The sequence below is a fragment of the Defluviimonas salinarum genome (assembly GCF_026013545.1).
GTDB lineage: Bacteria > Pseudomonadota > Alphaproteobacteria > Rhodobacterales > Rhodobacteraceae > Albidovulum > Albidovulum salinarum.
Genome location: NZ_JAPDOG010000038.1, coordinates 1 through 16,510, shown reverse-complemented (window position 1 = coordinate 16,510; position 16,510 = coordinate 1). Strand labels below are relative to the sequence as shown.

At 66.3% G+C, this 16,510-nt stretch carries 21 protein-coding genes; 16 read left to right on the top strand and 5 right to left on the bottom strand.

Annotated features, from left to right (window positions below):
• Positions 1-22 precede the first annotated feature (22 nt).
• Entirely contained in the window at positions 23-232 is a 210-nt protein-coding gene (locus tag OM960_RS22620; RefSeq protein WP_264773560.1) for a hypothetical protein, read from the bottom strand.
• Between OM960_RS22620 and OM960_RS22615 the strand changes: the two genes are divergently transcribed.
• Entirely contained in the window at positions 231-941 is a 711-nt protein-coding gene (locus tag OM960_RS22615; RefSeq protein WP_264773559.1) for a hypothetical protein, read from the top strand. The genes OM960_RS22620 and OM960_RS22615 overlap by 2 nt on opposite strands.
• 166 nt (positions 942-1,107) lie before the next feature.
• Positions 1,108-1,470, top strand: coding sequence for a DUF805 domain-containing protein (locus OM960_RS22610; protein WP_264773558.1), 363 nt, complete (start codon positions 1,108-1,110; stop codon positions 1,468-1,470).
• A gap of 68 nt (positions 1,471-1,538) precedes the next feature.
• Here the strand turns inward: OM960_RS22610 and OM960_RS22605 are convergent, their stop codons facing one another.
• Complete coding sequence (locus tag OM960_RS22605; RefSeq protein ID WP_264773557.1) at positions 1,539-2,423, bottom strand: hypothetical protein; 885 nt, start codon at positions 2,421-2,423, stop codon at positions 1,539-1,541.
• Positions 2,424-2,564: 141 nt separating this feature from the next.
• Between OM960_RS22605 and OM960_RS22600 the strand changes: the two genes are divergently transcribed.
• The 9 genes from OM960_RS22600 (at position 2,565) to OM960_RS22560 (ending at position 9,580) form a co-directional block, all read left to right on the top strand.
• On the top strand, positions 2,565-3,521 hold the full coding sequence (locus OM960_RS22600) for a hypothetical protein (protein WP_264773556.1): 957 nt from the start codon (positions 2,565-2,567) through the stop codon (positions 3,519-3,521).
• A gap of 273 nt (positions 3,522-3,794) precedes the next feature.
• On the top strand, positions 3,795-4,220 hold the full coding sequence (locus tag OM960_RS22595) for a hypothetical protein (protein WP_264773555.1): 426 nt from the start codon (positions 3,795-3,797) through the stop codon (positions 4,218-4,220).
• Between the two features lie 72 nt (positions 4,221-4,292).
• Positions 4,293-5,324 (top strand): hypothetical protein, encoded by a 1,032-nt coding sequence (locus OM960_RS22590; RefSeq protein WP_264773554.1) that lies wholly within the window; start codon positions 4,293-4,295, stop codon positions 5,322-5,324.
• Positions 5,325-5,486: 162 nt separating this feature from the next.
• The gene (locus OM960_RS22585; protein ID WP_264773553.1) at positions 5,487-6,272 is read left to right on the top strand and encodes a hypothetical protein; all 786 of its coding nucleotides are present in this window, start codon (positions 5,487-5,489) and stop codon (positions 6,270-6,272) included.
• 35 nt (positions 6,273-6,307) lie between these two features.
• The gene (locus OM960_RS22580; protein WP_264773552.1) at positions 6,308-6,721 is read left to right on the top strand and encodes a hypothetical protein; all 414 of its coding nucleotides are present in this window, start codon (positions 6,308-6,310) and stop codon (positions 6,719-6,721) included.
• Between the two features lie 34 nt (positions 6,722-6,755).
• A complete protein-coding gene (locus OM960_RS22575) occupies positions 6,756-7,127 on the top strand; it encodes a hypothetical protein (protein WP_264773551.1) in 372 nt (123 codons plus the stop codon).
• A gap of 243 nt (positions 7,128-7,370) precedes the next feature.
• The gene (locus tag OM960_RS22570; RefSeq protein WP_264773550.1) at positions 7,371-7,991 is read left to right on the top strand and encodes an NADAR family protein; all 621 of its coding nucleotides are present in this window, start codon (positions 7,371-7,373) and stop codon (positions 7,989-7,991) included.
• Between the two features lie 79 nt (positions 7,992-8,070).
• Positions 8,071-8,988 (top strand): nucleotidyl transferase AbiEii/AbiGii toxin family protein, encoded by a 918-nt coding sequence (locus OM960_RS22565; protein WP_264773549.1) that lies wholly within the window; start codon positions 8,071-8,073, stop codon positions 8,986-8,988.
• A complete protein-coding gene (locus OM960_RS22560) occupies positions 8,963-9,580 on the top strand; it encodes a hypothetical protein (protein ID WP_264773548.1) in 618 nt (205 codons plus the stop codon). Before OM960_RS22565 ends, OM960_RS22560 begins: the two co-directional genes overlap by 26 nt.
• A 21-nt stretch (positions 9,581-9,601) precedes the next feature.
• On the opposite strand, the gene OM960_RS22555 is transcribed toward OM960_RS22560, so the two are convergent.
• Positions 9,602-10,885 (bottom strand): hypothetical protein, encoded by a 1,284-nt coding sequence (locus OM960_RS22555; protein WP_264773547.1) that lies wholly within the window; start codon positions 10,883-10,885, stop codon positions 9,602-9,604.
• A gap of 305 nt (positions 10,886-11,190) precedes the next feature.
• Positions 11,191-12,900, bottom strand: a complete 1,710-nt coding sequence (locus tag OM960_RS22550; protein ID WP_264773546.1) for an LPD5 domain-containing protein — start codon at positions 12,898-12,900, stop codon at positions 11,191-11,193.
• Positions 12,901-13,046: 146 nt separating this feature from the next.
• Here OM960_RS22550 and OM960_RS22545 point away from each other — a divergent pair, with 146 nt between their 5' ends.
• The 3 genes from OM960_RS22545 (at position 13,047) to OM960_RS22535 (ending at position 14,567) form a co-directional block, all read left to right on the top strand.
• Positions 13,047-13,286 carry a hypothetical protein gene (locus OM960_RS22545; RefSeq protein WP_264773545.1) on the top strand — a complete coding sequence of 80 codons (240 nt, stop codon included), beginning with the start codon at positions 13,047-13,049 and terminating at the stop codon, positions 13,284-13,286.
• A 126-nt stretch (positions 13,287-13,412) separates the two neighbouring features.
• A complete protein-coding gene (locus OM960_RS22540; protein WP_264773544.1) occupies positions 13,413-13,622 on the top strand; it encodes a hypothetical protein in 210 nt (69 codons plus the stop codon).
• Positions 13,623-13,688: 66 nt separating this feature from the next.
• Positions 13,689-14,567, top strand: a complete 879-nt coding sequence (locus OM960_RS22535; protein ID WP_264773543.1) for a hypothetical protein — start codon at positions 13,689-13,691, stop codon at positions 14,565-14,567.
• 192 nt (positions 14,568-14,759) lie between these two features.
• Here OM960_RS22535 and OM960_RS22530 read toward each other — a convergent pair whose 3' ends face one another.
• On the bottom strand, positions 14,760-15,209 hold the full coding sequence (locus tag OM960_RS22530; RefSeq protein WP_264773542.1) for a hypothetical protein: 450 nt from the start codon (positions 15,207-15,209) through the stop codon (positions 14,760-14,762).
• 227 nt (positions 15,210-15,436) lie between these two features.
• On the opposite strand from OM960_RS22530, the gene OM960_RS22525 reads away from it, so the two are divergent.
• Positions 15,437-15,706: a hypothetical protein gene (locus tag OM960_RS22525; RefSeq protein WP_264773541.1), complete on the top strand. Its 270-nt coding sequence runs from the start codon at positions 15,437-15,439 to the stop codon at positions 15,704-15,706.
• Between the two features lie 278 nt (positions 15,707-15,984).
• Positions 15,985-16,510, top strand: a 526-nt coding sequence (locus OM960_RS22520; protein WP_264773540.1) for a helix-turn-helix domain-containing protein, incomplete at its 3' end; no start/stop codon positions are given.

The following is a 16,510-nucleotide window of genomic DNA, read 5'->3' as shown; positions in this document are numbered from 1 at the left end:
GGATCAGGAATGAAGGGCAGCGTCAATCCATCGAGACTAGCATCGGGACGCGCTTTCCGGGAAGCTTAAATAATCGTTGAAAATCAATATGCAAGCGATCTCCCGCTGAGGGTCGTCCGGCGCCGGCGGGCGCGGTCGCTTCGACGGGTTTGCGAAAAAAACGACGCTCCGCATTTTCGCCGCCCGCCCTTACCATCGCGCGGATCGCAACCTGATGAAAAGCATTACCCATGAGACTGACACTTCCGACGGGTAGCCACGGCATCCGCGCCCCACTCATCGGCCGCAACATCCTCACGCTTTCCGGCCGGAACAGGGATCTCCTGCCCAATCGGATGATGGCGCATTCGAAGGGCGGAAGCCACGTTTGGCTCAGCATCGACGGCCATCCGATCGCGCGTTTCGATCTCGGCCGGCATGACGGCGTGCTCATGGACGAGGCGGGTCTGCGGGACCTCTCCTCTACCGATGCCGCCAACATCGCCCCCGGCATCATGCTGCGCGGCTGCATGGTGCAGGGAAAAACCATCACGGCCTATCTTGCGATCAGCAACCAGCCGGATTCCTTCCTCTTCATGGTACGTGACGGGAACCGGGTGCGTATCGACGCCGCGGAGAACGATCATCTCGACGGCCGCCATCTCGCCGCCGCGACGAACTGGCTCCGGTCCGTCTCGAGGATGGGGCCTCCCCTTGTCGGGGGGGTCGCGCTCATCGACGGCATCTCGCACCAGGGCAGCGCCCATCCTCGTCTGATGCGTCTCCTCGCGGCGATCGACATGAAGATGGAAAGCCGCCACCTGCGCGATCTCCGGCTGGACGAGAAGCTTCGCCGCCAGGAAAATGGCAGCGAGGCGAACTTCCTGGCCTGGCAGGGGCGCTCGGCCGAGGAGCGGGAACGGGAGACCGAACAGGTGATGGAGAGCTTCTTCTCGGCCTGATGATCAGAATCCGGGCCCGGCTTGCAGTCGATCGGGTTTTGGCAATCGGCTTTCTTGTGGATGAACGTTTTTCACGAGAGACTCTTTTTCGCATTTCTGCGACAGTGAGGAAGACGGGCCAGGATCTCCCGGCCCGTCGACTTATTTGCGAAAAAGGAAGATTGAAATGACCCCGCCCGCCCCCGCAGGCCTGTTCGTCCTCCGCGGCCGCCGCAACCGGCGGAGCTATCTCCTGCTGAACCTCGCCATGCTTGCCGCCCTCGCTGCGCTCTTCGCCGCCACGACGGTGACGTTCGAGAGCACGGTCATGACCCTCGCCTGGCTTCTCGTCGTGCTCGCAGGCTTCGTCGGGCTTCTCGCCGTATCCCTCGCGACCTCCGCCCAGAGATGCCGGGACGTCGGCATGACCGGATGGGCGGTGCTGCTGCTCCTCGTCCCGTTCGTGGGCTGGGCCTTCAGCCTGTTCCTGACCATAGCGCCGGGAGGGATGGTGGCGCGCCGCCGCGGCGCGGGCCCCGCCGGAACCTGACAGGGCCGCGGGGCGGGGCGGCTGGCCGGGCACGTACCCGGCCGTTCCTTATTTGGTGACGTGCTGATTCAGAACCCGGGCTCGCATTCGCGGTCCGCCTCGAGACGGCTCTCGAACGCGCTCATCGAAAGCAGCTCCGCTCCCTTTCCGAGAATGCCGAGCGCGGAAAGATGCTCCTGCAGGCCGGAGATGTCCTCCTTGTTCTTCATGAAGCCGTCCTCGAAGATGTCCCATCCCTCCTCGTCCGAGCAGTGGATCTCGAAGACGGTCTTTCCCTCCGCATCGCGCACGTCGGCGCGGAACTCGCCGCGCTCGTCGAGGTCGACGTAGTAGCCGAAGATCTTCGGCGCGGCCTCCGGGATCTCCGGCAACTCGAATTCGGGCTCGCCGTGCAGCGCCATCCACGGCTTGAACTCGACCGCGAAGCGCATCGGGTGGCTCGTCTCGCCGCCATAGTCGAGATAGACCGTGCGTGCGAGCCGGTGCTCGCCGTCCGTTTCCCAGCCGCTCGTCCCGGCCACGTCGATACCGCCGAAGTCGGCGGCCTCGAAGGCGGCGTCGGCGCGGGCCCGGCGCCGGTCCTCGAGGTCAGGGGCCCCACCGAAGACGATGCCGAGGAGCTCGCCGATCGCGACGATGTCCTCGGTGTCCGCCGGGCGGCCGTCGACCTCATGGATATGCAGGCTGTAATGGAGTTCGATCCCCTTCTCGATCCGGTCCCGCGTCATCGGCGGCGTCGAGTTCTCGAACCAGGTGCGGGCGTCCGGCACCGAGCTCGAGGGGGTGTCGAAGCCACCCATGGCGACGATCGCGTCGAGATCTGCGATCTCGATCTCCTCGCGGCCGTAGAGCGTCTCGCGCTTGTCGGTGTCGCCGGCCTCGAGGTCCGCCGGGGTCCAGGTCTCGCTGTGGACCGAGATCCGGAGCCGGGTTTCGTAGTCGTAGTGGCGCATCTTGCCCTCCAGGTTTCCCGGGAATGATAGACCGGAAGTGCGAAAAGCGAATGCGACAATGTGGGTCGCCGCATTCCTGAACGTTTTTCGCAGGTCTGCCGTAGGATGTCCGCGACGCCCCGAGCCTGATCTGGTGAACCCATGAACGAAAGTCTCTCGATCGCCGAGGGCCGCAACCCGGAACGGGTCCGCCAGGCCCTGTCCTCATGCCGCTCCTTCGCCGACCTCAGCCGCCTGGGCGTTCTCTTCCACGGGACCTGCGAGGCGATCGAGGGGGAGATCCGGGGCGGCGCCTATGACGGCGTGTTCTGGACCGCCCGCACGCCCTCGGTCGCGCAGGCCTATATCCCGCGCGCCGGCGTGCGGACGACGATCTCCGCGACGGACGGCTACAGGCGCGACGATGCGATCCGGCCGTCCCGCGGCGAGAACCCGGTGACGCTCTGGGCGCTCGAGAGGGCCGGGGTGACGCTCGACGACCTCGACGTCAGCTGGGACGGGCTGCGGGCCTGGAGCTGGCGGATCCCGCCCGGCTGGCCGACCCTCGGCGATCTCGACGATCACATCCGGGCGCTCGGCTACGAGCCTGATGCCACCGGCATGTTCGACGTCTCCCTCCGGTACCGCGATGGGGGCTCCCGGATCATGCCCGCGGACTGGCGGCTTCCCGGACAGCTTCTGATCCTCCTTCCGGAAGGCCTGGAGATCCGGCATCCGGAATGGTCCGAGGAGGCGCTCGGCTACAGCGCGCACAACCGGGTCGGGGACTTCTGCCGCTTCGCCGACGAGGGATACGCGGCGTTCCGGATGTCGGACTTGCTCCAGTCGGAGGCGAACGGCAATGTCGGGCACGAGGCGATCGGCCTCCTGCCGGCCGGGATCGGCCGGGTTTCCTGGCTCGCAATCCCGGCCTTCCGGAATGACGGCGAAGACCTTTCGGTATTCAGGCGGCCGGAGACCCCGGAGCTCGTGGCCTTCATGAGGTCCATCAACCCGGAATACCGGGCCGCGGACGGGGAACCCGCCGCCCCGTTTCCGGCGGACCCTTTCGATGCCGAGGCACCCGCGGCATCCCCGGATACCGATCCGGCGCCCTGATCGCGACGATGAGGCCGAGTCAGCAAGGCCGAGAAAATGCGAAAAAATATATTGCGAGCCCCCGGATTACGCGGACGCCGCGCATATTCTCCCGCTCGGGGCAATTCAGCAAGCAGCCCTTCAGTTCTTCCTGCTCCCCGAGGATGTTTCCGTCTTCAAGCACGGCGACGGCCTTCGCAGCACGGCCGGTTGCGCATTGATCGGCAACCCGTGGTGGTGTATTTCCTTGAATGCGAAAAACAGACCAAATCAGCCATTACCGGAGCGTGGACCATGGGACTGCCCCTCATTGCCGGCCTTCTTCTCGCCAAGGCCTCCCTCGGCGTCTCGGCCTGGCGCGCCTACAACAACGACGTGGGATTCCACGTCACCCGGTTCGTGAGCCGGCTCGATCCCGAGCTCATCACGACCTCGGTCGAGCCGTCGCCGCTCGTGGAGCGGGTCGCGCGGGACTACCCGCTTCCCGGAACGATCCACACCCTGGTCTTCCCGTACGACGCCAGGATGGTGAACCTTCCCGGAGGTGGCGAGTTCCAGCTCTTCGCCGCGCGGCCGGGCGGGTTTCATCCGGTCGTCGTCGCCGCGGGCTATGACCGCTTCGGGAGGTTCCGCATGGAGCCCGCCCTGCTGGCCGGGCAGGATCCCAGGCGCGTGCCGGCGATCCTCGATCGCCTCGCGACGTTGGTGCGGGAAGGATAGAGGATAGCCACACGGGATTTAGGTCCTCAGGCCTGGCCTGCCGACTTTCCGGAAAACTGGAGGACTGCCGCCGTGAACAGCCGCACATTCACCTACCAGGTTCTGCGCGCCGATCCAGAGGCGGTCCGCAAGGTCCTTGGCGAGATGTTCGATCATCTGCATGCCATCTCGCGCGGCGAGGGGGATGCAAGCGAGGATGCGGCCTGGACGCTTCTCTACCAGGCCGAGCGCGACCTGAATGAAAGCACCACGCGCCAGATCGGGACGACGACATCCGACGCCACGCTGGACACGCTCTTTTCCGGACTCTTCCGGCATCTCGAAGCTGCCGGGGATCTCGATGCGCTGAAATCCGAGACCGCACTCGCGATGCATGGGCTTCGCGCCATCCTCACGGAACGCCATACCTCTGGCACGTTGCCCTACTCCTACTGCGTCGCCGGAACCGGCGAGGAGAGCTGGGAGAAGTCCAGGGCGGCGACAAGGGCCCGCAACCTGCAGCACGAGTTCCGCAAGAGCGTCCGGCCGGCTTCCGGGATCGCCGATCTCGACGGCGCGCGCGGCCTCATCCTCGAGGCGCCGCTCGCGCCCGGAGACTATCTTCTCGCCGGCGCGGCGCTCGCCCGCGGACTACCCGCGGTTCTGATCGCGCGTGAGGCTCTGGTCGAGGGGGTGCCCACATTCCGGGACGCCTCGGACGCGTTCCGGGATCTCGACCGGCGCGCGGTGGCTCAATACGAGGCGCTGGCGCCGCTCGAGCCGGAGGAGCTCATGGAGCGGCCGGACGAGGGCGATGTCGAGCGGACGATCGCCGCGCTCACGGTGCGTTGCAAGATCGTCGCGGATGAGCGCGACAAGCTGCGGGCGCGCGCGCTTTCCGACATGGACCGCCGCACCGCGCGGGACGCCGAGATCGAGAAGCTGATCCGGGAAAACGGTCTCGAGAAACCCTATTTCGAGATCGTGGCGAACGGGTCGAGGGCCGGGCATTCCCCGGAATATGCCCGGGTGCTGAACGGCGCACGCTTCAGGATCAAGGCGCTCGAGAAGGAGGTCGCCGAACTGAAGCGGCCCGCTGCCGGAAGCGAAACGCCGGAGCCGTAGGGGCGAACCTGGCTGCGCTGAGCAAATTGCGGAAAACGCAATTTGCTCCCCGAGGCCGTTCCGGAACCGGCCCACAGGCTGAAACATGTCAAAAACCATTCGTGTTTTCGCATCGCTACAGCATTATCCCGGGTGAACAGATACCATCCAGGATTGCCGCGAATGTCCCTGACTCCCCGTTCCAGGATCGGCCTCTGGGCCCTCACGCTGACCGGCTCCGCGGCGGCGCTGGCGATGGCGGCCTGGGCCGCCGGCGGAGACGTCCGCGAACTCGACCTCCAGCGGGCCGGACACGGCGCGACGGTGGAGTACCAGCTCACCTATGCCTCCGGCGCCTATGACGGCCTGGCGGCGGGCGGCATCGCCCTGACGGACCGCCAGTCGGCCGTCCGCCTCGAGGTCGAGAAGCAACTCGCAGGCCTGGCAACAGCGGATGAAGCGCGCGAGTCCTTCAAGGAAAGCCTGCGCTCCCTCGCCGGCATCGACGCCCGGGCCGGCCTGGTCACCGCGGAAGACGTGACGCGGATGGCGGAGGCCATGCTGTCATCGGACCGCGGCCTGCGAGGCCGTGTCGACGGGCTGATGGTACAGCTTACCGATGCGGGCCTGTCGCGGGAGTCCGCGTCGCTGAGCGTGATCGGGGTCCTGGCCGGCGTCCTTCAGGGCCACGGGGCCGCCGAGAGCTTCATCAAGGCGTCCGCCAAATCCATGGGGCTTCCGCCCGAGGTGACTGGCATCCTGCGCATGGCGTCGCAGGCCATCTATGCGGATGTGGCACAGATCCGGGTCGATTCCGGCTTCGTCGGCTCCCGCGCGGAACTCCTCCATGCATCCGCCCCCTCGGCCACCGCTCCGATCGGGTTTGGCGACCCCCTCGCCACCGTCCTGGAGGCGTTTTCGGCGCCCGCCGCAGACGAGGGCGATGAATATGCGCCCGGACCCGGCTGAGTCCGGGAGGGCCTTGCACACAGGAAGGAGCAACCATGAGCTACAAGAGATACATCATCGGGTTCGTGACCATCGCCCCGCCCCTTCCGGAGGCGGCGATCCGCACGGTGACGGAGTTCATCCGCCGCGAGGACGTGACCTCGAACGTGAAGGGGCTCGAGCTCGGCAGGGACCGGCTCTGGTTCGACAATGACGCCGCCTGGCGGCCCGGGATCGACGGCAACTTCTCCCCGGAAGCCTTCGCGGCCGGGCTTGCCGGCGTGATGGAGATGATCGGGACCGCGGCCGGCAGCACGACGGACGGAGAGTTCATCATCACCTGGGAGGGACTTTCCGGACGCGACCACCGGCGCTCGGTCTCGATCGAGGCTGGGCAGGTGAGGCTCTCGGGCCGCCGTGTCACGCCGGCCGAGTACGAGGATCCGGAGGAGGACGACCTTGCGCCCTGAGACACCCACCCGCCAGAGCGGACAGGAAAACACCTTGCCTTCAACTGACGCGACACCGATCCGCTTCGGCCAGGAGGAGCTGCTGCAAATCGTCCTCTGCACCGAGCCGCGCACCCGATCCGCCTACGGCCTTCATGGCTATCCCCCGATGTGGGTGGTGGTCGAGGCGGAGGGGATGGCGCTCCTGGCGCGGCCGGCACGAACCCAGACTCGCACACCCTGGGGGTGGGAGGCCGCCGACGGCGCCACCTGGGGATGGCATGACGGCACGAAATGGGTCGGCCAGCAGAGCAACGGCACCTTCGACTATCTCGAGCGGGCCGTCCGGGAAATGGTCTGCAAGGGCGGGCGCATCGTCTCCCTGCCGGAGGCCAAGGCTCCCGAAGCGGATGAGCCAGGTTTTTGAATGGCTTGCCGGTCATCAAAACGCCCGGGAGACCCCGTCCTTCAGGTCGGACCGGCTGCCACCCCTGATCTTCCGCAGGAAGAGTTGACGCCGCCGCTGAGAGCCGGGAACCGGTCGGCGCTAGGTATTTTCGCCGTGCCGCATCATCATGATCGGGCGACCGGATGGGGATCATGAGGGCTACCCGCCACGTTCTCCGGAGCCCCAGTGCTTCGGCCGGGATCAAAGGGAGGAATGGCGATGATGTCCGTCAGCACGAGAGAATACCGCGCTTCCGAGGTTGCCGGGTTCCGGCGGACGAACGAGGCCCATGGCGGCTTTTCGAACATGGCAGGAGGCTGGCCCATCGTCGTGGAGGGCATCCCGGTTCGCTCGACCGAGGCCTATTACCAGGCGATGCGGTTTCCGCATCTTCCGGAAATCCAGGAGAAGATCCTCGCGGAGACTTCCCCGATGATCGCCAAGCGCAAGGCCTACGAGTTCCTCGATCGGAGCCGAAAGGACTGGCATGACGTGAACGTCGCCGTCATGCGCCATGCGCTCCGCCTGAAGCTCAGCCAGAACCGCGCGCGTTTTCTGGAGCTCTTCGAGGGCGCTGCCGGACGGCCGATCGTCGAGATCTCGACGCGGGATCCGTTCTGGGGCGCGAAGCCCCAATCCGACGGCACGCTCGTCGGCTGCAACGTGCTTGGACGGCTCCTGATGGAGCTTCGCGCCACGCTCGAGGCCGATCCCGAAGCCTGGCGCGACGGCGTCGAGGCGCCAACATTTCCGAATGCCACGCTCCTCGGGCGAGCCGTCGGCTTCACCCCCGCGCCCGACCGCGTTCCGGAAACTCACGCGCAGCACCAGATGGATATCTGAACCTGTCCGGGAAGCACATTCCTGTTGACAAGCCCATCACAAACCAACATTTAGTGTAACATATTTGTTGGGTTGAATGATGAAGCAGCAACGACGCCCCCTCGATCCGGACACCGCCAGGCGATGGTCCGACCTCGGCCACATGGTCTTCATCGACGCGCTCACCTCCTCGGCGGTGCTGCAGGCGCGCCAGTTCGCCTTCCATGGCGGCACCTCCCTGCACCTGTCGTGGCGATCGCCGCGTTTCTCGGAGGATCTCGACTTCCTCCTGAACCGCGATCTCGGTTCGCGCATGGATGAGTTGATGCCGAAGATCCGGAAAAGGATGCAGGACCTTCTGTTCGCGATCGATCCCGATCTTTCCGTCGAGATCACGCCGAAGACGAAACCCGGGTCGAACCTTCTCAACTACCGCGTGGCGATCTCATCCCGGAAGGTCATCGGCAATGCCAAGGTCAAGGCCGAGTTCTGGCAGGTCGATCCTGGCTATCTCGACGGTTACCAGACGCGCTTCGCCTATCCGCTGAAGGATGGAGACCTCGTCTCGCGGGTCTCGCAGCCCCTGCCGGCGGCGACGCTCGAGGCGGCCTATGCCGACAAGCTCACCGCCTTCGCAACCCGGACGCACCTGAAATGGCGCGACGTCTTCGACCTCTGGTGGATCGGCCGCCAGATCGAGGTCGACGCCTCCGGGATGGCGGAACGCTTCCTTCACCATGTGACCGCCTATGACACGCTCGAGGGCCTCCCGCCCGCGGCGGCACTCCGGCGGTTCCTGGAACGCGATCCGGAAGCGATCATCGCCGAGGCGGACCCTGATCTGCGCAAATGGCTGCCGGATCGGCTCTGGGACAGCCTCCGGGGAGACGGGGTGCGCGAGATGGTCGCCACGGTGCGAAGCGGGATCGACCGGATCGCCACCGAGGTTGAAACCCTGGCGTCGGCACAGGACAGGAAGAAGGAGCCGCAGGATGAATACCCGGATCCGTGCCTTTGACCGGCTCCGGGAACTCCCGGAGGTCTTCACGCTGAACACCGCGGCCGCGATGCTTGGCGGCGACACGAACCTCGCGTCGACCTACATCGCGCGCTGGAAGGAGATGGGCTTCGTATCCTCTCTCGGACCCCGGACCGGGGTCCATTTCAACCTCCTGCGCAACCCGGAGGCCGCATCCGAGCGGCGCATGGAGGCGATCGCCTACCTCTTTCCCGGAGCGGTGCTCGGCGGGGTGAGCGCGGTCCATGCCGCGGGCTGGACGACGCAGATCCCGCGGCGGCTCGAAATCCTGATCCCGGTGCGGCGCTCCTGCCCGGCCGTCGATGGGGTCGAGATCGGTCAGCGGCCGCGGTCCTGGTTCCGGAAAGCCGCGTCCTGGATCGCGGCGCCGGGGCCGGTACCGGGGATCGATCCGGCCTTCGCGCTCGCCGATGCCTGGAAGACGGGCGACTGGCGCCCGGACCCGGACGACATCGAATGGGATGAGGTCGATGCCGAACGCCTTGAGCTGGCCTTTGCGGAGGTCGGGCTCTCCATCCCGGAAGACTGGCGGGACGAGATGGACGGGAGCCGGTCCGGGCCCGGTTTCTGAGCGCGCCCGGACCGCTTAGGCTCAGCAGGAAACCCCGCCGCCTTTCTTGGTGTTGATGTTGTCGAGCGTGTAGGCGCCGATCTCGCCATCCTCGGTCTCAATGTAGATGGTGTAGGAGCCGCCGCATTCGGGCATGTCCATCTTGATGTTGGTGCCACTATCGCCAACCAGACCCTCAGTGCTGCGCTCGCCGTCCGCGAGACGGATCGTCGGATCACCATCACCCCAGATCTTGATCGTCTGGCCGCTGACGTCGACGCCATCCGCAATTTCGGTGACGTTGGAAGAGGTCACGGTCTTTTCAGACAGGCCGTTGCCGTTCGGGAACTTGATGCCGCTCATCTGGTAGTCAGGCACCGTTACGCCGCTGTCGGAACCCGTCGTCCCAGCCTCCGTCGCGGCGGTCTCCGTCCCGGCCACGCCAGCAATGGCGGTATCTGTCAGGGCGCCAGTGCCCGCACCGGTCCCGCCGCTCGTCTCCGTCCCGGCCACGCCGGACGACGCGACATCGGTCGGGGTGCCCGCACCGGTCCCGCCGCTCGTCTCCGTCCCGGCCACGCCGGACGACGCGACACCGGTCGGGGTGCCACCCGCCCCACCATCCAGATCGCCAGCCAGCATCGTGATGGAGGGCGATCCACCGCCTGGCGTCTGGCCGGGCAACCCGGGCAGGAAAGCCGGAGCCGTCGGGCTTGCGCCACCCCCCTCCATGCTGGCGAGGACGAGCCCCTGATCGGCACTCACGATGCGCAAGGTCGGGGTGCTCGATGCCATGATAAGACCGACACTGTTCGCTTCGGAATCGCAGGCCGCCACGATCCTGTCGACGGAGCCGGACATGTATCCGTCGAATACGGTGTTCCCGATGACCAGGTGCGACTGGAAGCCAGGCGTCACGTCGGCGCTGGCCAGACGCGAAGCGAGCTTGCGGCAGCGCCGGCTGGTGACACCGTCGAGCGAGAAACGCACGACGCCCTTGCCAAGGCGATCGAATGTGACGCCGCCCTTGGCCCAGTCATGCCTGAGAGCGCCATCCCCGGTATCGGTAAATCCGGGCAGGGCATCGATTCCGATCGTGGAGGACACCTTTACCGTGCTCTGTCTTTCGATATCGGGAAGACGCGAGGAAACGGTAGACTGAACGAACGTCATGCTCCGCATGATGTGGTTGCTGGTCGAGTTCTCCTGCATCTCCCCGTAAAAGACGAGGCCGCCGGCGATCACGCCGAGGCCGACCGCGAGGGCGCAGACCAGTTCGACCAGGGCGAAACCGCGGTTGCGATGCGAAAGTCGAAGTTCCTTCATGGCGCGCCCCGTGAATCTCTGAGGTGAACGTGTTGGATTAATGATACGCTCCAAGCCTATGATCAACAACAATACTCCTTGCGTTTTCGCATTGTCGGGACGGGTGATTTCACGCGAAAATCAGGGATGCGGGAGAGTCTTGCGGAGCATTTGCGCCACGGGTGGAGGTCTCCGGAAAACCGCAAGGCGCCGGGTAGGGCCAATCGCGCCGGGATTGTCCTTGCCGGTCAACTCCAGGGCGCGGAATACTCGATCTCGCGGTGGAGGAATGTGGATTTCCGGATGGCGCGAAGTTCAGGCCTGGATCAATCGAACCGGATCTCTTCGTCCGGCCCGATATCCGCCCAGGCGTCCTCGGCCGGCAGTTCCCGGATCGCGGCCAACTCCTCCTTGACGCGCGCCGCCGCGCCATCGAACGCGCCGAGGGTCCGGGAAAGCGGGCTTTCTGGCGCGAAGGCGCGGGTGAAGACACCCCGGATCGCCGGCATCTCGGCCGCGCGCGGATAGGGATAACGCGCCGTAGGCAGGCCCATCAGTGCCGCCTCGGCCTCGTAGACCGCCTCCGGCACCACGTTGGCGAGGTAGTCGTTGCGGATCCCGCGCGCATCGAGCGCGTCGATCACCCAGGCCTCGAAGCTCCTGGCCGCCATCTCGCGCATCGTGCCCCAATAGGGGGTGGAGCGCGTCCGGTCCATCATCTCCGAACGCAGCGGGATCCCGGTCTGCCGGATCGCGGCCGCGACCGCGGCCAGCGCCCGGAGCTCCTCGCGATCCTCGAGCGTGAGCTGGCCGAGCTTCTCGCCCGGGCATTCCACCGCATAGTTGCCGGGCGATCCGGTGCGCCGGCCGAGATGGTTGTCGATCGCGTGGAACCATTCATGGGCGAGCGAGCCCGCGCCGCGGGTCTTGGTGAGGTTTATGACGACCTGGCCAGGTTCGTAATGCGCCGCTGCCGCACCGATGCCGCCCGAGCCGCGGGCGCCAAAGGCAAGGCCGAGCCTGCCGCCGAGCGAGAGCGCCTCGGGCGCGCAGCCGAGGACTTCTGACAGGTCCATCAACGCGTCCCAGGCATCGTTGAGGTCCTGCTGGCGCCGCGCCTTCTCGACGTAGTTGCCGAACTGCACGCCGCGGAATCCGAACGCCCCGGAAAACGCCTCCGGCGTGATGTCGCGGCCGCCGCGGCGGCCAGGCCCCACGCGCGGGTCGTTGCCGGCGCGGCGCTCCGCCGGGAGCCGTTTCAGCGCCTCGAACCGCGCCACGAGATCGTCGTAGTGCTCGACGAGGTAGCGCCGCGCCTCGTTGGCGCTCGCAAACGAGGCGAGGTCGACGAATTCCTTGCCGAGCTTGCGCCCGATATGGACCGTGGTCCCGGTGTTGCGGCGCTTGTAGAGGTCGAATTTCATCGCCTTGCCGGTCGCGGCCTCCGCTTCGGCCTCGAGACGCCGGCGAAAGCCGTCGATCGCCTCGCCGCGCGTCGCGCCATGGGTGAGTATCTCCGAGAACCGGACGCTTTTCTCGCGCGTGACCTCCCAGCGGGTCAGCGGCGGGTCGTAGCGGATGCCGTCAAGCCGCGTATAGGAGGCCTCGACGAGATCGTGGCCCTTCAGGCTCCGCTCATGGCCGAGGGTCACGTAGAGTTCCATCGGGCCCGCGACCTTCCGCGCCAGGGCGGCATGGTTCGGCGCGGCGAGGCGCTCCCGAAGCCGGTCGGCGGAGACGTCGCCGGCCAGGAGATCCATGCAGAACCGGCGCGTCTCCCGCACCTTCACGGCCCAGGCCGCAAGCTTGAAGCCGCGCGGCTTCGCAGGAATGAGATCGCGCGTCGCGCGCACGAAAGCCAGCATCCAGGGGTCGGCGCCCTCGCCGAGAAGGGCGCGCCAGTTCGGCTCCGGAAAGGAGCGCGCGAGCGGTTCCGCCGCGATGTCGGCATCGGCCACCTCGCGCATCCGGTCGAGGAAGCCGCGCCAGCGGTCCTTGGCGGCACCGTCGATCTTCTGTCCGAAATCCTCGATCATCTTTTCCCCGCTTTACGGCCGCCGGGAACATGATATTTTGGATATGCGAAAAAATGAAATTCGCGACCCGATTTTATGCATGATGAACACCGCTGCCGGCCGGCCAGAGAAACCGGCAAGGCCAGGAAGAACCGACAAGGATTAAGATGACCACGACCACCGCGCCGGCGAAAGCCGCGGCTGCCGCCGATCTGGCTCAGCTCTTCCAGGACCTGATGGAATACTTCGATCGCGAGCTGATCCTCATGGAGGGCAACTACGGGCTCACCGGGGAAGAGACCGACGAGGAGGTCGCGGAGCTCGATCCCGGAGACGAGGTGGCCCTCGCCGAGATGCGCACCGCGAAGAACTTCCGGCGCCGGATCGAGGCCGCGGCGGCCTGCTGATGCGTCGAAAGAAACCTGAAAGGATCTGATATAATGGTCTCTCCGAGACGCCGGACGGAGCCTGGCCGTTTCCCTTGGCAGGATGTCCGCCTGGAGCGACCGTCAGGGCTCGGCCTCGCCCGGACCTTGGCGCTCGCCGTGGCCGCATTCGTGATCTTCCGGGGCGGCCGGGATCTGCTGATGGCCCCGTACCCGCTGTGCTTTATTCTGGCCGTGCTTGCCATCCTGGCAGGCTGGCCGAAGAAGCGGCGGGTGCATCGGCACAGGAATGGCGCACCATTTTCCGGTGGATCGCGCCGGGATCGGACAGGCTTCACGGATCACTGGATCGATTGAGGTGCCGGGATTTTCTGATTTTGCAGTTATGATTCTCAGAGGTCATGCGACGAAACGGAGACGGACATGGGCTGGATCAATCTCGGGGACATCGATCCGAAATGCGGAACGGTCCTCATGCGCGCGGAGAGCGCGGAGTTCGACGGGGACTTCCGGGCCGATGCCGCCGAATCCGTTCCGGAAACCTGCGTTGGCGGCGATGATGCGGTCTTCCTCCTGAGATCGGGGACCGTCTTCCTTTCCGGGAAGAACATCCCCTCGGCGCTTGCGACAGTCGGCGCGCGGCTCGAGGGCGACACGATCGTCCGGCCCGGCCATCACGGCGACGAGGAGCGGTTTCCGATGACCTCCGCCGAGGGTCTGCGCGAGATCTTCCGGGCCGCGCATGCCTTTGGCGGGATCGACGGCATTGATATCTCGAGCCTCGTTCGCATCGGCCTTCCGGGGAGAATGGACCGGGAACCCCGTTTCGACGGCGAGATCACCTTCTACCCGGAGAAGACCTCGCTCTGGGCGATCATGCGGCGCGAACTCGACGGGTTCGATCTCGCCCCCGAGAAGGCGCCCGTGGAGGCCACTCCCATCGACACGGATGACGGCCCCTACGAGGGGCTGCCGCGCGAGATCCGGACCCGCGCAGACCTCGCCGAAATGCCCGCCTTCGGGTGGCATGGCACCGACGTCGAAGGCAACCCTATCGTTTTCCGGAACCGGTACGAGCATCGCGGCTGCGATGTGGCGGCCGGACGGGGTGATGACGCACCGTCCTGGACGCAGGATTGCTCCGCGCCCTGTCCGGATCGTTGCCACGAATGCGGACAGTCGGTCGAACCCCGGGCCAGCGAGTGGATCGGGCCGGAAGAGCCTGCGCTGAAGGCGCTCTGGACGGAACTGGAGGCGGTATCGCGCAAACCGGACCATGACGCTCCGGACATGGCCTGGTAGAAACGAAGGCACGATGCGCTACCTGATCAATCATCAAAATGCCCGGGAGACCCCGTCCTTCAGGTCGGGGAGGGATAGGCGATGGCGGCGGCTCGCCGCGGCCGTCAGGCCGTGCCAGCCAAGAAAAAAGGCCGCGGAGACTATCCGCGGCCTTTGAGGTTCGGGAGGATGCGGCTCTCGCCGTCCGGCCGTTCAGTTCGACACGACCCCGTCCAGGATCGGGTCGGTCCAGCCATCCGGGATGGTGACCTCGGGTGCCACCGGATCTTCGGTGGTGACGATTCCGGAGGTCACCTCGTCCAGAGCGGGGGTCGTGGTGTCCGCCGGCGCTTCGACGGGGCGGTGCCCCTTGGCCTTTTTGGCGAGCTGCCTGGCCTCCTGCAGCGCCTTGCGCGCATCCTTCTTGGCCTTCCGAACCGCCTTGCGGGTGTCGTGCTTCGCCTTCAGGTCGGCCTTCTTCGCCTCGCGCCGGTCCTTGATCTGCGCCTTGAACTCCTCGGCAGCCGCCTGGAAGTCACCAGCCTCCGTGGATTTCGTGGCCACGATGGACACTTTCGTCGGGGTGGCGCCGATGCCGGCAGCTACGGCCGGAAGGGCTGCGCAGCAGAGGATCAGGGCGAGCGTGGTCTTGATTGCCTTCATGTCTGTCTCCGTTTCGGGCGGGGTTACGGGGCGCCGCCTCCATCAAGCCGACATGGCGCCGTTTCTCATTTTCGCAATGTCCAAAATGGCCTGGAGGCCGGCCTGGGATCCTTTTCGTCCAAGGCGGCCTCGGCGGCGGCGCACCGACTCGGGGACGAACGCCAACAGTGCTTCTCTTTTTCGCGTGGTTGCGGTTCCATCATCTCATACCCGCATGGAGACCTCAGATGAGCAAGATCGCCCCCGCCGCCATCCATCGCCTCGCCGGGCAGGACGCCACCCGCACCTGCTGGCGCATGGCCGCCATCTACCGCTGCTGCATCAGGTACGGCAAGGACGAGGCCTGGGCCCTGCGCAAGGTGCGCGAGATCTTCCCGTCGGGCTCGCGGGACGCGGTCGTCACGAACTGGTTCACCGACATGGCGGCGCTTCAGGAGCGCCACCTGCGGCTCAACAGCGCGGTCGAGGACGCGCCGGGCATGGCAATGGCGGCCTGAGGCCTCGATGAAACGGCCCTTGGCCGGTCGCGAGACAGCGGCGGGCCTTGTTCCTTATAGGAGAGCGACAGCATGATCCGGCTCGCACTCGGGGTTCTGGAAGACCAGCTTTCACCAAAATGCCCGGGAAGCCCCGTCCTTCAGGTCGTGGAGGGATAGGGCCAGAAAACATACCGATCGCCGCCTCGCGGCGATGCCTGATCCGTCGTGTTGACAAAATGCGAATATCTTTGTCCACGTCCCTTGCTCGGTGAACCGCCGCACCCTATTCTCGCATCATGGAAGTGATCCGCGGCCACGTCTATCGCCTGAAGCCGACGCCCGAGCAGGACGCCCTCATGGCGCGGACCGCCGGCGTGACCCGCCTCGTCTACAACCTCGCGCTCGAGCAGCGCCGCACCTGGGGCGGGCGCCGCTACGGCGGCGGCAGGTCCCGGACCTTCGGTGCCAAGGGCCTGTCGGGCGAGCTTTCCGAGCTGCGCCGCACCTTCGACTGGATCGGGGCGGTGAGCCAGACCGCGCAGAACCAGGCGCTGATCGATCTCGATCGCGCCTTTGCGAATTTCTTCGAGGGAAGGGCCGGCTATCCGAAGCCGCGCCGCAAGGGGCGCGACGACGCCTTCCGCCAGGTCGGGCGCGAGATCGCGGTCCGGCGCCTGAACGCGAAATGGTCCGAGGTGAAGATCCTGAAGATCGGCTGGGTGCGCTACCGCGACACCCGCCCGCTCCGGCCCCGCGCCGATGGCGCGGTCGAGATCCGCAACGCCACGATCCGGCGCCGCGCCGGCGGCGGCTGGGAGATCT

Coding starts and splice junctions, on each gene's coding strand:
- OM960_RS22600 (WP_264773556.1), top strand. CDS start 2,565: ATGAACGAAAGTCTCTCGATCGCCGAGGGCCGCAACCCGGAACGGGTC.
- OM960_RS22545 (WP_264773545.1), top strand. CDS start 13,047: ATGACCACGACCACCGCGCCGGCGAAAGCCGCGGCTGCCGCCGATCTG.
- OM960_RS22610 (WP_264773558.1), top strand. CDS start 1,108: ATGACCCCGCCCGCCCCCGCAGGCCTGTTCGTCCTCCGCGGCCGCCGC.
- OM960_RS22565 (WP_264773549.1), top strand. CDS start 8,071: ATGAAGCAGCAACGACGCCCCCTCGATCCGGACACCGCCAGGCGATGG.
- OM960_RS22535 (WP_264773543.1), top strand. CDS start 13,689: ATGGGCTGGATCAATCTCGGGGACATCGATCCGAAATGCGGAACGGTC.
- OM960_RS22560 (WP_264773548.1), top strand. CDS start 8,963: ATGAATACCCGGATCCGTGCCTTTGACCGGCTCCGGGAACTCCCGGAG.
- OM960_RS22530 (WP_264773542.1), bottom strand. CDS start 15,209: ATGAAGGCAATCAAGACCACGCTCGCCCTGATCCTCTGCTGCGCAGCC.
- OM960_RS22585 (WP_264773553.1), top strand. CDS start 5,487: ATGTCCCTGACTCCCCGTTCCAGGATCGGCCTCTGGGCCCTCACGCTG.
- OM960_RS22620 (WP_264773560.1), bottom strand. CDS start 232: ATGGGTAATGCTTTTCATCAGGTTGCGATCCGCGCGATGGTAAGGGCG.
- OM960_RS22555 (WP_264773547.1), bottom strand. CDS start 10,885: ATGAAGGAACTTCGACTTTCGCATCGCAACCGCGGTTTCGCCCTGGTC.
- OM960_RS22570 (WP_264773550.1), top strand. CDS start 7,371: ATGTCCGTCAGCACGAGAGAATACCGCGCTTCCGAGGTTGCCGGGTTC.
- OM960_RS22550 (WP_264773546.1), bottom strand. CDS start 12,900: ATGATCGAGGATTTCGGACAGAAGATCGACGGTGCCGCCAAGGACCGC.
- OM960_RS22605 (WP_264773557.1), bottom strand. CDS start 2,423: ATGCGCCACTACGACTACGAAACCCGGCTCCGGATCTCGGTCCACAGC.
- OM960_RS22615 (WP_264773559.1), top strand. CDS start 231: ATGAGACTGACACTTCCGACGGGTAGCCACGGCATCCGCGCCCCACTC.
- OM960_RS22580 (WP_264773552.1), top strand. CDS start 6,308: ATGAGCTACAAGAGATACATCATCGGGTTCGTGACCATCGCCCCGCCC.
- OM960_RS22525 (WP_264773541.1), top strand. CDS start 15,437: ATGAGCAAGATCGCCCCCGCCGCCATCCATCGCCTCGCCGGGCAGGAC.
- OM960_RS22595 (WP_264773555.1), top strand. CDS start 3,795: ATGGGACTGCCCCTCATTGCCGGCCTTCTTCTCGCCAAGGCCTCCCTC.